This is a genomic window from Streptomyces sp. NPDC028298 (genome assembly GCF_055565895.1).
Genome location: NZ_JBVHTL010000006.1, coordinates 106,709 through 120,425, shown reverse-complemented (window position 1 = coordinate 120,425; position 13,717 = coordinate 106,709). Strand labels below are relative to the sequence as shown.

Genomic DNA, 13,717 nt, shown 5'->3' with positions numbered 1-13,717 from the left:
ATACCCGCGCTTTGAACCACCGGACGCCACCGCCCCGTTGTGGGGGCGATCCCGCCCCGCACCCCGCGTGCGACGCCCTTGGAAGGAGCTTCGGCCCAGATGAGACGGACCCTGCGCGCCCACGGCCACCGGACGGCGGCGACCGTCACCCTGGCCCTCGCCCTGGCGGCGACGACGGCGCCACCGGCCGGTGCCGATCCGGCCGGGCCCGCCACCCTCGCCGAGGTGCACGCCGAGCTCAAACGCCTGTACCACGACGCGGAGGTGGCCACGAACAAGTACGACGCCGCCGACGAGAAGGTGACCGAGCAGGAGAAGCGCGTGCACACGCTGCGGACCCGGATCGAGGCGGCCGAGACACGGCTGGGCCGCCTCACCTCCCTGGCGGGGGCGGCGGCCCGCGCCCAGTACCGGGGCGACAGCCTGCCCGCCGAGATGCAGTTCGCCCTCTCCGACAACCCCGAACACGCCCTCGACAACGCCTCCTTGGCCCGGCAGGCGCAGCAGGCGACCCAGGGGGTGCTGACCGCCCTGACCGCCACCCGCGAGGACCTGGAGACCCGCAGCGACGACGCCGCCGACGTCCTGAAGAGCCTGCGGGAGAGCCGCCGCGCCAAGGACACCGAGCGCCGGGCGGTCGAGAAGCACATCGACGAGGCGAAGAAGCTGGAGTCGCGGCTGGAGAAGAAGGAGATCGAGCGGATCGCCGCGCTGGAGAAGAAGGAGGCCGACGCCGCCCAGGCGAAGTGGGTGGGCTCGGGCGTCCTCGACAAGGTCGGCACGGAGGCGACCCCCGCCGGCAAGAAGGCGATCGAGTTCGCCACCCGCCAGCTCGGCAAGCCGTACGTGTGGGGAGCCGAGGGCCCCGACTCCTACGACTGCTCCGGGCTGACCTCACAGGCCTGGCTGTACGCGGGCCACCCCATCCCCCGCACCTCCGAGGAGCAGTGGCGGCGGCTGAAGCGCGTCCCCGTGGAGGACATGCGGCCCGGCGACCTCATCATCTACTTCGCCGACGCCAGCCATGTCGCCCTCTACATCGGCGACGGCAAGATCATCCAGGCTCCTCGTCCGGGCCGCTGGGTGTACGTGTCCCCGGCCGCGTCGATGGAGATCCTCGGGGTGGTCCGTCCGGACGCCTGAGGCACGGAGGCCGGCGGGCGGCGGGCCTGAAGCCCGGACGTGGGAAGCCCGGACACGGGTCGAGGGGCGGACCGCGGGGGTCCGCCCCTCGCGGGGGTCCGCCCCTCGCGGAGGTCCCCACCCCTCGCGGGAGTCCGCCCCTCGCCGGGGGCCACGGCCGGTGCCACCCTTGTGCCGTCCCGCATCGGCGCCCGTGTCGGCGCCGGGCCCCCGGACTCGCCGGTCCTGGGCCCGCCCGTCCGCCCCGCTCCGCCCCCGGACGCCCTCCTCAGCCCTCGGCCGGCGACGGCCCGGCCGACGGCCCGAACGGGTCGGCGGCGTCGACGGCGGGAACCTCCTTCGGGCGGTGCGAGCCGGTCTTGCAGCCGGCGAACACCCCGGACGGGTCCCGCAGGTTCTGCATGATCGGGGCCAGATAGTCCCGGTGCCAGCCGGCCGGACCGCTCAGACCGGCCTCGGATCCGGTGTCGCTCAACTCCCCCCAGGCGAGCCACAGCCCGTGCAGCTGGGCGACCGCCTCCGGATGCTCCCACCAGCGCGAACACCAGGGAGCCAGGGCGGTGACCTCCCTGCCGTAGACCGGGAGCAGCACGTGGTGCACCCACAGGGTGAGCTGCCGCAGCGCCCGGCCGTACTCGGGCGCCTCCAGGTAGAGGATGAACTTGGGGGCGGGAGGCGCCGCCTGCTCGGCGTCATGCGTCGGGGTCGTCATGGCGCTCCTTCCTGATGCGCGGCCGAAGCCGCGTCGGACAGTGGTCGAGGAAGCCGGGAAGCGTGAGACCCGGATCCCGGCACCACAACGCACGCGTGCGGTACGGGGTTCAGGGGCGCGGCGGATCCGCGCGCCGAGGCCGCGTTGAACCGCCCGGCGGTGACGTCCGTTGCTTCTTCGGCGACCGCCGAGAACGACCGCCGAACGCAACGGAAAGACGATCGTTCGGCACGGCGGTGCCACAACGCGGGCGAGCGGCACCGCACTTGCCGCTCCGGCAAGGAGGACCTCACGATGGTGGCTTTCGACGAGGCGAAGTTCAGGTCCGACGAAGCGGACATGAGAGCGGACCTGACGAAGTACAACCTGCACAAGGACCCGGCGTTCATGCAGGCCTTCAACGGCTACATGGACCGGCTCCACCTCAACGGGCAGTGGCTCAACCAGGGGTACAAGCCCGACGCGCAGTGGTCGGGCGACGCGGCGACCAACCTGATCGCCCAGTTCGACCGGCTCAACGCCCTGCACGTCCCGGCGGACTGGTGGCGGGCGAACCGGAAGCACAAGGACTTCGACCGGCTGCGGGACGCGAAGGCGCGGGAGACCTACGACAAGAAGTACCTCTGGAGCAAGACGGAGCCCTACTACCCGGCCCGCCAGGCCGCGAAGGCCGGCGGTCTCATCCTGGAGACGTCACCCCCGGGAAAGATCTTCAACGGCAGGAACTGCGGGTTCGCGAACTGGTCGGACGCCAAGGTCCAGGCCGACCTGTGGACGTACATGTCGAACCACTACGTGGACGGCACCCGGGGCCCGGTCGAGGCGATGATGCTCGGCGGCAGGGTGGACAACAGCGTCCTGACGAAGTACGAGTGGCCCCACCTGAGGGAGCGGATCGAGGCCGGTCTCGTCACCAACATGCACGTCAAGGTGATGGGCATCAGGAACGACTCGCAGGAGTCGGGGGCGTGGTCGCTGGAGACGAGAGCGACGTACAACGTGCACTCGCAGAACTCCTTCGACCAGATCCCCGCGCCGGACGACCCCCAGTTCGCGGACAAACAGAACCGCTGGCGCAACCAGGAGAAGGCGCGCAACGCGAGCAAGTCCTCGGCCAGTTCGTCGACCTCCCAGGAGAGCGCGGCGAGCGGTCATTCGCTGAAGACCTTCCACAAGGCGTTCGACGACCCCAACGCGGTGGTCGTCCTGGCGGACCCCGCGACAGGACGGGTGGCGGGCACGGAGAGCCCGAACGACTTGTCCCAGGTGGTGAGCCGTCAGCTCACCCGGGTGGACACCAACGCCTCGCTGCAAGGGGCGGGCAGGGCCGCGACCGTGGCGGCGGTGCGGGCCGAACTCCAGGCCCAGGCGGAGGCGGCCCACACACTCGACCAGAAGCTCGCGGCCTTCCAGGAGGAGCAGCAGCGACGGGCGAGCACGTCCGCCTGGCCCGGCACGCCGGACTACGGCAACCAGTTGTCGCAGGGCATGGCCGGCCTCGACCTCGGAACCTCCGCCGCGCGCTACTCGCCGACGGCGGACTACTCCCCGACAGCCGACTACTCCCCGACGGCGGAGGTGCCCACGACCGGGGACCACTTCCCTCCGGGCGGCCTCCAGCAGGGCGGCCCGACGACCGGGCAGCCGCACTACACCTACTCCCTCCAGGGCGGCGACGGACAGCACTACTCCTATCCGCTGTCCGCGTCACCCGACCAGGAGGAGTCGTTCGCCCCGCCGTCGCCGGTCGCGAACACCGAGATGTACCACCCCTCGTACACGAACACGCAGCAGCACACCCCGAGCACCGGCTCGGCCTCCTCCGAGTTCGGAGAGCCCCTGGCCCGTGCCCCCAGAAACCCCAGTCCGCCGTCCGGAACCCCGCAGAGCAGTTCGTCGGGGAAGAAGGCGAAGGAGCCGCCGAAGAAGGGGGGCGGCTTCGGGGCGTGGGTGAGGGGCGACCAGTACCGGAACAAGAAGGCCGGCGGTCCCAGCAAGAGGTAGGCCGCCCGGAACGGATGGCGGCCGTCGGCCGGAGCACTCTCGGACCGACGGCCGTTCCTCCCGTTGAACTGACCGGTGCCCGGCACCCGTTGTGCTCTCCGAACCCCTGTCGGCGCCCGGCCGACGCCGTACGACCCAGACGTCCGGAGGTACGCGCATGTCCAGTGTCCACGTACGGCGGTTCGCGGGTCAGGGCCTGCTGAAACGCCGCCGGTCCGCGCCCGCCGCGCACGGATGCTACGACCGTACGGACCCGCCGCGTCCGGCCGACGGCGCCCGCTGGTTCCCCGACGCCCCGCTGCCGCCGGGGCTGCTGCCCCTGCCGAGCGGGTTCGAACCGCGCGGGGCCTGACCGTGGCGATCGACGACACGGCTCCCCGGGGCCGGGCCCGGCCGACCCGCGGCGGTTCCCGGTCCAGGCTGGCGCGTGACCTGCTCAGAACCGAGTACGGCCTACGGAACCAGGGACGCGGCGGGACGGGTCCGGCCGACGCGGACACCGTGTGGGAGCGGCTGCTCGCCGAACTCCGGCGCCTGCTGCGGACCTTCACGGGCGGGTCGCGCTCGGCGCCGGGCGGAGGCGGAAGCGGCCCCGCGCCGGGCGCCGGAGGCTCGGCCCCCGGCGGAGAAGGCCCCGTTGCCGGCGGCACGGGAACCGTGGCCGACCACGGGCAGGGCGGCAGACCGGTCGAGGGACCGGGCGGCGGACCGGGCGACGGCTCCTTCGGCCGGGGCGGGGAGCGATCCGGCCCGGCGGGACCCGTACACGCGGGCCCCGTACACGCGGGACTCGCGCTCCTCGAACAGCGCATCCTCCGGCTGCCGACGCCCGAGCGCGAGGCCTTCGAGGACGCGGTCCTGGACCTGGTCAGGAACAACAGGAAGTACCGCGAGGCGTTCGAGAAGTCCCCCGAGAGCATGCCGCTCGTCGCCCGCTGCGCCACCAACGCGTACGAGAGGGAGCTGGCGCGCGAGGCGCCCCCGGCGTCCGTCCCCTCGGGGCAGGACCCGGCCGGACGACGGGAGGACGAGGCCGCGCGGTCGGAACGCGAGCACCCCGCGCGGGATCGGGCGGTGCCGGCTGTCGCTCCCTCGGACCTCGACCTGCCGAGTCGGGCGGCCGCGCCGTTCCTCTCGACCCCGGAGTCCCCTCCGACGAGCCAGGCGTCCTTGCGGCCAAACCCGACGGACGGGCTCTCCCCGCTGCCCTACCCGGCGAGCCCGGTCTCCCCCGTGCCGTACGTGGCGCTCCCGGTCTCCCCACTGCTGAGCCAGGCCACCCCGGTGTCACCCCTGCTCGACCAGGCGACGCCCGTGTCATCCCTCCTCGACCAGGCCACGCCCGTGTCACCCCTGCTCGGCCGGGCCACCCCGGTGTCCCCGACGCTCGGTTCCGCCCCCGTGGCGTCCCCGATCAGCGGTGACGGTCACCAGGTCCTGAGCGATTCGCTCGACGCCCTCTCCCGGTCCTCGGCCCCGAGGAACAACGGAACCGCTCCACGGCCCGGGACCCTCCGACCGCTGCCGCCCGCCGGCCAGCACACGTCCGCCCCGCCCGCACCGCGACGCGTCTGACATCCGCCGCACCCCGGAGGTTCCGTCCCGCCGGACGCAGTTGAACCGTCCTCCCCCGCACCCCGTTGTGCGGAGGGAACCCGAAGGCGCCCAAGGCACCTGGGACACCGAAGGAACCGAAGGAGGCGTATGTCAGGCGGTCCGCTCCGGTTCGGCGGCCCCCTCGGCTTGGGCGCCGCGCGGGGCGCCGGGCCAGGCCTCGGGCGGGACGTCGGACGAGACGTCGCCCAGGCGGCCGAGCCGTTCGCGTACCTTCTCGGCGTCCGGATGGTCGAACTCGACGAAGATCGCCAGGGCCTGCCGCCAGGCCTCGCGCGCGGCCTCCGGTTCGTCGGCGTCGAGATGGACGTCCCCGAGGTTGCCGAGGGTGTGGCCCTCGCCCCAGCGGTTGCCGATGTCCCGATGCGTCTTGAGCGCCTCGAGGTGGTACTCGACGGCGGCGCCGTGCCGCCCCAGACGCCGATGGGCGGTGCCCAGGATGTCGAGGGTGACCCCCTCGACCCACCGGTTGCCGCCCGCGCGCAGCACGGCCAGGGCCCGCTCCAGGCAGTCGACGGCCTCCTCGAACCGGCCCTGCCGCTGGTAGGCGTCGCCCAGGTTGCACAGGGAGATCCCCTCGCCCCAGGCACCGCCGATGGCCCGCTCGATGACCAGCCCGCGACGGGTGTACTCGACGGCCTCGGCGAGCCGCCCGGACTGCAGATAGGCGTCGCCCAGGTTGGACACCGCGGCGCCTCTGCCGTCGTGGTCCCCCAGATCGCGGTAGGCGACCATCGCCTGCCGCAGATGGTCGATCGTCTCGTCGAGCCGGCCCGAACTGCGCAGGGCGGCCCCCACGTCCGCGAGCCCCTGGGCCTCGCCCCAGCGGTCGTCGGCGGCCCGGGCGGCGGCCAGCCCCACCCGGGCGGTGTCGAGCCAGTCGTGCATGTGGCTGCGGAGGTAGAAGAACCCCCACAGGACGGCGGGCAGCCGCCAGGCGATGCCGGGATGTCCCGACGCGGCGGCCGTGTGCACGGTGCTGACCAGGTTGCCCCGCTCCTTCTCGCACCAGCCGAGCGCCTCGTCGTACGTCGTGAACTCCAGCGGCCGACACAGCGGGGGCGGCGGGTCCAGGGGGATCGGGCGCCGGCGCGGGGTGATGTGCGGGTAGGCGGCGTCCGCGGTGTGCAGGTACCAGGAGAGCAGCCGTTCCAGGGCCGTCGCCCGCTCGCGCGGTGTCTCCTCGGCCTGGACACGTTCGGCGGCGTACACGCGCAGCAGGTCGTGCAGGGTGTAGCGGCCGGGGAAGTGCTCGGTGAGCAGATGGGCCCGGGTCAGCTCGACGAGCAGACCGCGGGCCTCCCGCGCCGGCAGCCCGGCGAGCGCGGCCGCGGCAGGCGCGGAGATGTCGGGCCCGGAGTGCAGGCTCAGCAGATGGAACAGCCGCGCGGCCGGGCCGGACAGCGCCTTGTACGACCAGGAGAAGACCGCCCGTACGTCCGTGGTGATGTCATCGCCCCCGGTGAAGGCGTCCAGGCTCCCGTGACTCTCGCGCAGTTCGTCGACGATCGCGCTGAGCGGGAAGCCGGGGTGCGCGGCGGCGTGGGCGGCGACGATGGACAGCGCCAGCGGCAGCCGGGCGCACCGCGTGATGATCTCGTCCACCGCCCGCGGTTCGGCCGCCGGACGGACGGTGCCGAGGCGGCGCGCCAGAAGGTCGTACGACTCGGCGGGGGTGAGCTGGTCCAGGGTCAGCGGGTACGCGCCCTCCGCCGCGACCAGACCGGTGAGCTGGTTGCGGCTGGTGACGATGACCAGGCAGCCCGGAGCGCCGGGCAGCAGCGGGCGGACCTGCTCGGTGTCACGGGCGTTGTCCAGCAGGACGAGGATCCGGCGCTGGGCGAGCATGCTGCGGTAGAGCGCCGCCTGGGCGTCGAGACCGGCGGGGATCCGCATCGGGGGGACGCCGAGGGCGTCGAGGAAGGTGCGGATGGCGTCGTCCGGTGTCATCACCACACCGGTCGGGTCGAAGCCGCGCAGGTTGACGTAGAGCTGCCCGTCGGGGAAGCGGGCGGCCATCTCGTGGGCCCAGTGCACGGCCAGGGTGGTCTTGCCGATACCCGCCATGCCGCCGATCGCGCCGATCACCACGGCGGTCGGAGTCTCACCCACGCCCGGCAACAGGGCCCTCACACGTTCGAGTTCCGCCTCCCGGCCCGCGAACGTCGGCAGATCCGCGGGCAGTTGAGCCGGGATCGCCGCCTGCACCCCGTTCGGCGGGGCCGTCCGTGCCGCGCGCTCCGGCCGGGGACCCGCGGGTTCGGGAGTCCGCGCCACGGAGGAGGGACCGGGTTCCGGCGGAGCACCGCCGCCCTCGGACGACCCGGGGCCCGACGGCGGACCGACCCCCGGAGATTCGCCGGCACCCGGAGACCCACCGGCACCCGGAGCCGCACCTGCGCCCACGGGCGGACCGACACCCATCGGCGGACCGGCGTCCAGGGACGGGTCGGCGGCCAGGATGCGTTCGTGCAGGTCCTTCAGCGACGCGCCGGGCTCGATGCCCAGCTCGGACACGAGGGTGCCACGCGTCGCCCGATAGGCGGCCAGCGCCTCGGCCTGCCGCCCGGACCGGTACAGCGCCAGCATGAGCAGCCGGCACAGCCCTTCCCGCAGCGGGAACTTCCCCGCCAGCGCGGCCAGTTCGGCGATCACCTCGCCGTGACGTCCGAGTTCGACGTCGACGTCCAGCCGCAGTTCCAGCGCGGTCAGCCGCTGCTCGCCCAGCCGGGAACCCTCGGACTCGGCGAGCGGTCCCGGCACCCCCGCCAGCGCCGCCCCCTGCCAGCCGCCGAGCGCGGCGCGCAGCAGGTCGGCCGCCGCGGACGGGTCACCGGCGGCCCGCAGCTTCCTGGCCTCGGCGACCCGTCTCTCGAACACCCCCAGATCCAGGGCGCCTTCGGGGATCCGGAGCGCGTATCCGTCGCCGACGGAGACGATCACACGGGGGGCGGCGGTGGCGTCACGTTCCGGTTCCAGCCCCTTACGCAGACGTGACACATAGGTCCGTACGACCGACACGGCGGCCGTCGGCGGCTCCTCGCCCCAGACGGCGTCCAGGAGTTCGCCGAGCATGACGGGGCGCCCCCGGCGCAGGAGCAGTGCCGCCAGTACCGCCCGCTGCTGCGGGGCACCGACGTCCACCTCGCGTTCCCCGCGCCATGCCCGGACCGGCCCCAGCACGGCGAAGCGCACGGATTCCTCGTAGGCGTTCACTCTCCGCACTCTACTGAACACCCCTTTCCGCTTAGGGGTGTTGAGCGTGTGCAAGCGGCCACACACCCTTCCGCTTCCGTATCGCGCCGGCCGGGATTTGAACCGTTCCCCGGCGGCGCCCGTTGCGCTACGAGGACCCGACGCGACGGGCCCGGCCGGCAGGTACGCGGTCGGGCACGTCAGGAAGGAAGCGCCATGAGCCGTGGCGAACAGACACCCGGACCGCCCTCGGAGGACGTCCCCGCCGTGCCCGGCGAGCCGGACCCCTGCTTCACGGTGGTCATCTCCGGTGACGGTTCGGCCGCCATCGACGGTGAGCCCGTACCGTCGGCCGACGGGGTGACGGTCGACGCCGCGATCCTCGACGCGCTGCACGGGTACGCGCGGGACCGCGGCACCACCGTGTCCGCCACGATCTCGGACCCGTCCGCGGGGTACGTGGCGCACGTCGAGGTGGCCCCGGACGGTTCGAGCACGCTCGTGGACCAGCGAGAGGAACCACCGCCCCCGCCGACCGCCGAGGAGCGGCCGACCGCCGAGAACGCGGAGAAGCCCGGGCCGAGCGGCCTCGCCCACGACGAGGACGGAGACGAGGAGAACGCCCTCGCGTACGACGCGTACGCCGAGGACGAGGACGAGAACCGCGACAACCGCGAGGACGACGACGAGGACGAGGACGAGGACGACGACGACTTCGACGTGGAGGCGTACACGCTGGAGCAGCAGCGCCGACGGGAGTCGCTGACACCGCCCCCGCCCCCACCCCCGCTCCCCGCCTCGGACCGGGAGGCGGACGCGGACCCGGAGCCGCCCACGGACGCGGGCTCGGACCTGGACCTGGACCTGGACCCTGCCGGCGAGGCCCCCGGATTCGCCGCGGCCTCGAACCGGGAGGCCGGATTCGGCACACCCGCCTCGCGGCTCGTCCGCCGGGCCGGGTCGCGCCAGTCGGACGACGAGTACCGGGGCCCGGGCCTGCTGCACAGACCGCTGGTCGTCGGGCCGGTGGCCCTCGTGGCGGCCGCGCTCGTCATCGTCCCGCTGGTGATGCTGGGCAGCGGCGGGTCGGACGACGGCGGGGGCCGTACCGAAGCCGCCCGGTCGACCGGCGAGACGAGCGCGAGCCCGCAGGCGGAGAGGTCGGGGCCGGTCTCCACCTCGACGGCGAGCGTCCCGCCGCCGAGCCCCTCGACGTCACCGTCGCCCGGACCGAAGGAGTCGAAGGGCGCGAAGAAAGGATCCAAGGGGTCCGGCGGCACGAAGGACGAGGGGAAGGGCGCCGGGCCCGTCGTCACGGTGACCGCCAGGCCGCCGCGGGCCACGGTGACCGCGCGGCCCGCGCAGGACACCGCCGCCACCGCCGTGAACCGGCTCGCCCGCAACGATCCCTCGGGACGGCACATCTGCTATCGCGCCTACGTCTCCGGGCAGGGCTGGCAGAAGCCCGTGTGCGACGGCACGATGGCCGGCACCTCGGGCCGGAACAACCCGATCAAGGCGCTGAACATCGCGGTGTCCGGGGGCGGCGGCTCGGCCGCCAACGCCTTCGTCCACGACCTCGCCTCGACCGACGGCCGGGGCACGTGGGAGCCGCGGTGGACGGCCGTGATCGCCGACGGCAGGAACAACTACATCGGCAGCACGAAGAAGAGCGCGCCCCGGATGTCGGGTTTCGCCATCAACATCGGCAGCGGCCGCGTCTGCCAGACGGCCAAGGTCCACGGCTTCGACTGGGGCGCCCAGGGCTGCGCCGACGCCCGCCCCGGCTACGTCTTCGGCGGCGCCCTGGAGAACGACCGCTGGCTGGAAGCGGTCAAGTTCACCCTCTGACCCCGGCCCCACCCACCCGGAACCCACCCAGGACATCGGGGACCCACCGGGCCCCAGGCCCCTGGAACGCGAAAGCCCAGCTCGGACAAGATCCGAGCTGGGCTTCCCACTGAGCCCCCTGTCGGATCTTGGACCAGGAACGTCCACACGTATCCGCAGAACGATTGACGGGAAGGAACGCCCAGGCCTGAATGCGGAAGCCGTCGGAGACGGTTGCCGCAGCCGCGCCCGCGACCGCCCGCTCTGCGCCGACCCGACACAGCGGCGCCGACGAGCAGCGGCTTGAAGAAAAGGGGCGGCGGGGCTCGGACGGGTGTGCGACCCTCCGGGGCGTGAGTGGATCTTTCAGGGTGCACAGCATCTTCGCGGCGGCGCTCGCCCTCACCCTGCTGCTGTTCGTCGCAGTCACCTGGCTGCCGGGCCCGTCACCGGTGGACGGCATGGGGTGGGCGGCGGCGGTCTTGGTCGGGGTCGTCGTCCTCGTACCGGTGGCCATCGTCGTGCGGCTGCAGCTGAACGACGTGGAGGACGATCTGTGGTCGGTCTTCCGGGACGAGCTGCCGCGGCCCCTGCGTCGGGTGCTCCTCGGGCTGGTGCTGACGGCCGTCGCCTCGTTCGTCCTGTCGTTGGCCCACGGCGACCCGGACCTGTCCAGCCCGAAGTCTTATGGCGACCGGTACTGGGCCGAGTACGGCCGCAACCATCATTCCAGGGAAGTCGCGTTGACCAAGGCCCAGTACGAGGTGGCCGTCGAGGACTCGCAGCGTGACCTGCTCTCGTTCGCGAGCTGCGTCGCCTCCGTCGGTGCCTGTGTGGCGTTCACGGCCCGCGAGAACTTCCGGGTGGATCGGTGGTCCTAGGCCGTTTCTTTCGGATCATCTGTCCGACCGGATGACGATGGCGGCGATGTGGAGTCCAGCGAGGTAGATGGTGGCGGTCTTGTCGTAGCGGATGGCCAGGCCGCGCCACTGCTTGAGCTTGTTGACCCACCGCTCGACGGTGTTGCGCTGCTTGTAGACGTCTCGGTCGAAGGCTGGTGGGCGACCGCCGGAACGGCCTCACTTCTTGCGGTTGGCGATCTGGTCGGAGGGCTGTGGGATCACCGCCCGGATCCCGCGACGGCGAAGGTGGGTCCGGATCGCGCGGGAGGCGTACGCCTCGTCGGCCGAGACCGCTTCCGGCGTGGTCTTGGGCCTGCCGGTCGGCCGGGGCACCCACAAGCGGGCCATGACCTCAGGAAATGTGGGTGCGTCGCCGGCCTGGCCGGGCGGGAGGACGAAGGCAAGCGGTCGGCAGCGGCTGTCCGCGGCAGGTGGATCTTCGTAGTCAGGCCGCCGCGGGACCGTCCGAGGGCATGATGCTCCGGCTCGCCGAGCGGGGCCCCTTTTGACGGGCCCCAGCAGCGTGCTGGTGAGCGCGGACGATGGCTTCCGCAGGCGATTGTGGGCGCCCTTCCAGGAACCGAAGTGCTCCGGCAGATCCATCCACGGCGTGCCGGGCCGATCCGGCAGCAGCGGCTCGATCCTCGCCCACTGGGCGTCAGTCAACGACACACCTGGCAAACGATCGGATGATCCGAAGGCTACTGCTCAACTTCCTTGGCACTGCTGACGATCTCGAAGTCGCTTCACATGCCGGGCGTATTGCCCAGCACGAGACCTCTGGGCGCGATCAATCGAAAGCACCTGGGGATCTGCAGCGTGCTCGTACAGCTCAACCTCGAAAGAGTCTGCGTCCACCTCGACAAGCCGGGCCAGGGCGTCCCGATCCTGCTCAGCTGTCGGACGCGCTCGGACCTCGTCCCTCCACACCTGACCGCTCGCCTCGGCTTCGTCCATCTCGCCAATATATGTGCGGGCAACAGCTTCGAAGTCCGTCCGAACCATGATCCGGAAGAAGCGCCCTACGGGGCGGCGCCCTCGCGGCCGGCATCGGCTACGGCGTAGGCGAGATCGTCAGCGCCGCCGCCGGAATCAGCGGCAGAGCACTCGTCTGGATCGCCGTCATCGTCCTCGCCCTGCGCACCCCGGCCCGCGCGATCAGCGGCGGCAAGGGCAGCACGGTCAACATCCGAAAGGCCGTCATCAAGCAGCCAGTTCCACGGCTGACCGGGACGAGAGCAACGCTCCCTAACCACGACCGCCGGGAGCCCGCCGCCCGATTCGGGAAAGCAACAAGCCCCGGGCCGTCCCTACGACTGCGAGGGCGACGAACTCCATGCCGAAGGCTTTCCCTGCTGCGCTCCAGGTCGGCGCCTGAGCGAGCAGCATCCACCCCAGTGCACCCAGCACGGACAAGATGAAGCCACCCACCACGTTTTGCAGCACGATCCTGCCCACGCCGCTAACCCTGGGCTCCCAGGTCTGCGCCCGCGGGACGCTTGCTCGACCGGATCAGGCTGATGCTGAGAGCCAGGAACAGGACGCCGACTGTTCGTACCGCCTGATGCATCAGATCGTGGGACGCCAGCTCGCCGAACGCCATCAAGGACAGGCCGACGGCAAACACCAGCGTTCCCACGCCGTAGGCGCGCTTGTACCGCACGCCCGGCCGGACGTTGGGAAGCACCCAGCCAAAAGCGAGCGCCGCGATGCCGCCGACGGCGGCCACCAGAGCACACAGGGCAAAGAGTGCTGCGAGGTAGATGGCCATGGGTCCTCTCCGAGTGCCGCATCCAGGACGGACGCCCGCGTGATCTTTACAGCCTCCGCGCCCTACGTCCACACCTGCCCACAGTCCGCCGCCACCCCCTCCGAGCAGCGACTCCCACCTACGCCAAGGGCGGCCCCCGCCTCGCCTTCCTCTCCCCCGAACCGGGGTCCGGGAAATCCCGGGCGCTGGACGTCGTCGAAACGCTCGTGCCGCGTTCCATGGCCGTTGAGATCTTTGACATTGACAAGGCGCGGCGCCGGACTGGCGACACCTGCGGGCCCGCAATGCGTCCCCACTGAGGCCACAACTGAGACCCTCGGTCAACCACGCGACCCACACGGCACCGTCACTGCACGCAAAAGCCCAGCTCAGACGCGTCTGAGCTGGGCCTTCCACTGAGCCCCCTGTCGGATTCGAACCGACGACCTACGCATTACAAGTGCGTTGCTCTGGCCATCTGAGCTAAGGAGGCCTGACGCGCGCCCGGGGCGTGCGTGCCCGTGCAGTGTACCCAGGTCGCCGCGGGGGGCTGTCGAGAGTTTCCGC

At 72.2% G+C, this 13,717-nt stretch carries 9 protein-coding genes, 1 tRNA gene and 1 pseudogene; 6 read left to right on the top strand and 5 right to left on the bottom strand.

Annotated elements, in window-relative coordinates:
- The first annotated feature begins 99 nt into the window (after positions 1-99).
- Positions 100-1,143, top strand: a complete 1,044-nt coding sequence (locus ACZ4TO_RS26160; RefSeq protein ID WP_382792541.1) for a C40 family peptidase — start codon at positions 100-102, stop codon at positions 1,141-1,143.
- Positions 1,144-1,411: 268 nt separating this feature from the next.
- On the opposite strand, the gene ACZ4TO_RS26155 is transcribed toward ACZ4TO_RS26160, so the two are convergent.
- Positions 1,412-1,855, bottom strand: coding sequence for a DUF4913 domain-containing protein (locus ACZ4TO_RS26155; protein ID WP_468025358.1), 444 nt, complete (start codon positions 1,853-1,855; stop codon positions 1,412-1,414).
- 294 nt (positions 1,856-2,149) lie between these two features.
- On the opposite strand from ACZ4TO_RS26155, the gene ACZ4TO_RS26150 reads away from it, so the two are divergent.
- The 3 genes from ACZ4TO_RS26150 to ACZ4TO_RS26140 all read left to right on the top strand — a co-directional run bounded on the left by ACZ4TO_RS26150 (position 2,150) and on the right by ACZ4TO_RS26140 (position 5,434).
- Positions 2,150-3,859 carry a chromosomal replication initiator protein DnaA gene (locus ACZ4TO_RS26150; RefSeq protein WP_385042346.1) on the top strand — a complete coding sequence of 570 codons (1,710 nt, stop codon included), beginning with the start codon at positions 2,150-2,152 and terminating at the stop codon, positions 3,857-3,859.
- Positions 3,860-4,016: 157 nt separating this feature from the next.
- On the top strand, positions 4,017-4,211 hold the full coding sequence (locus ACZ4TO_RS26145) for a hypothetical protein (protein ID WP_382792532.1): 195 nt from the start codon (positions 4,017-4,019) through the stop codon (positions 4,209-4,211).
- Positions 4,212-4,213: 2 nt separating this feature from the next.
- Positions 4,214-5,434: a hypothetical protein gene (locus tag ACZ4TO_RS26140; protein WP_468025357.1), complete on the top strand. Its 1,221-nt coding sequence runs from the start codon at positions 4,214-4,216 to the stop codon at positions 5,432-5,434.
- A 132-nt stretch (positions 5,435-5,566) separates the two neighbouring features.
- On the opposite strand, the gene ACZ4TO_RS26135 is transcribed toward ACZ4TO_RS26140, so the two are convergent.
- On the bottom strand, positions 5,567-8,689 hold the full coding sequence (locus ACZ4TO_RS26135) for an AfsR/SARP family transcriptional regulator (protein ID WP_468025356.1): 3,123 nt from the start codon (positions 8,687-8,689) through the stop codon (positions 5,567-5,569).
- A 195-nt stretch (positions 8,690-8,884) separates the two neighbouring features.
- Between ACZ4TO_RS26135 and ACZ4TO_RS26130 the strand changes: the two genes are divergently transcribed.
- Both ACZ4TO_RS26130 and ACZ4TO_RS26125 read left to right on the top strand, forming a co-directional pair.
- Complete coding sequence (locus tag ACZ4TO_RS26130; protein ID WP_468025355.1) at positions 8,885-10,519, top strand: hypothetical protein; 1,635 nt, start codon at positions 8,885-8,887, stop codon at positions 10,517-10,519.
- A 332-nt stretch (positions 10,520-10,851) separates the two neighbouring features.
- Positions 10,852-11,379 carry a hypothetical protein gene (locus ACZ4TO_RS26125; RefSeq protein ID WP_468025354.1) on the top strand — a complete coding sequence of 176 codons (528 nt, stop codon included), beginning with the start codon at positions 10,852-10,854 and terminating at the stop codon, positions 11,377-11,379.
- Positions 11,380-11,394: 15 nt separating this feature from the next.
- Here the strand turns inward: ACZ4TO_RS26125 and ACZ4TO_RS26120 are convergent.
- The 3 genes and pseudogenes from ACZ4TO_RS26120 to ACZ4TO_RS26110 all read right to left on the bottom strand — a co-directional run.
- Positions 11,395-11,870 (bottom strand): annotated as a pseudogene (locus ACZ4TO_RS26120) (IS5 family transposase); the annotation flags it as partial.
- 992 nt (positions 11,871-12,862) lie between these two features.
- On the bottom strand, positions 12,863-13,171 hold the full coding sequence (locus ACZ4TO_RS26115; protein WP_468025353.1) for a hypothetical protein: 309 nt from the start codon (positions 13,169-13,171) through the stop codon (positions 12,863-12,865).
- A 398-nt stretch (positions 13,172-13,569) separates the two neighbouring features.
- Positions 13,570-13,643, bottom strand: a tRNA-Thr gene (locus tag ACZ4TO_RS26110).
- Between the last annotated feature and the right edge of the window lie 74 nt (positions 13,644-13,717).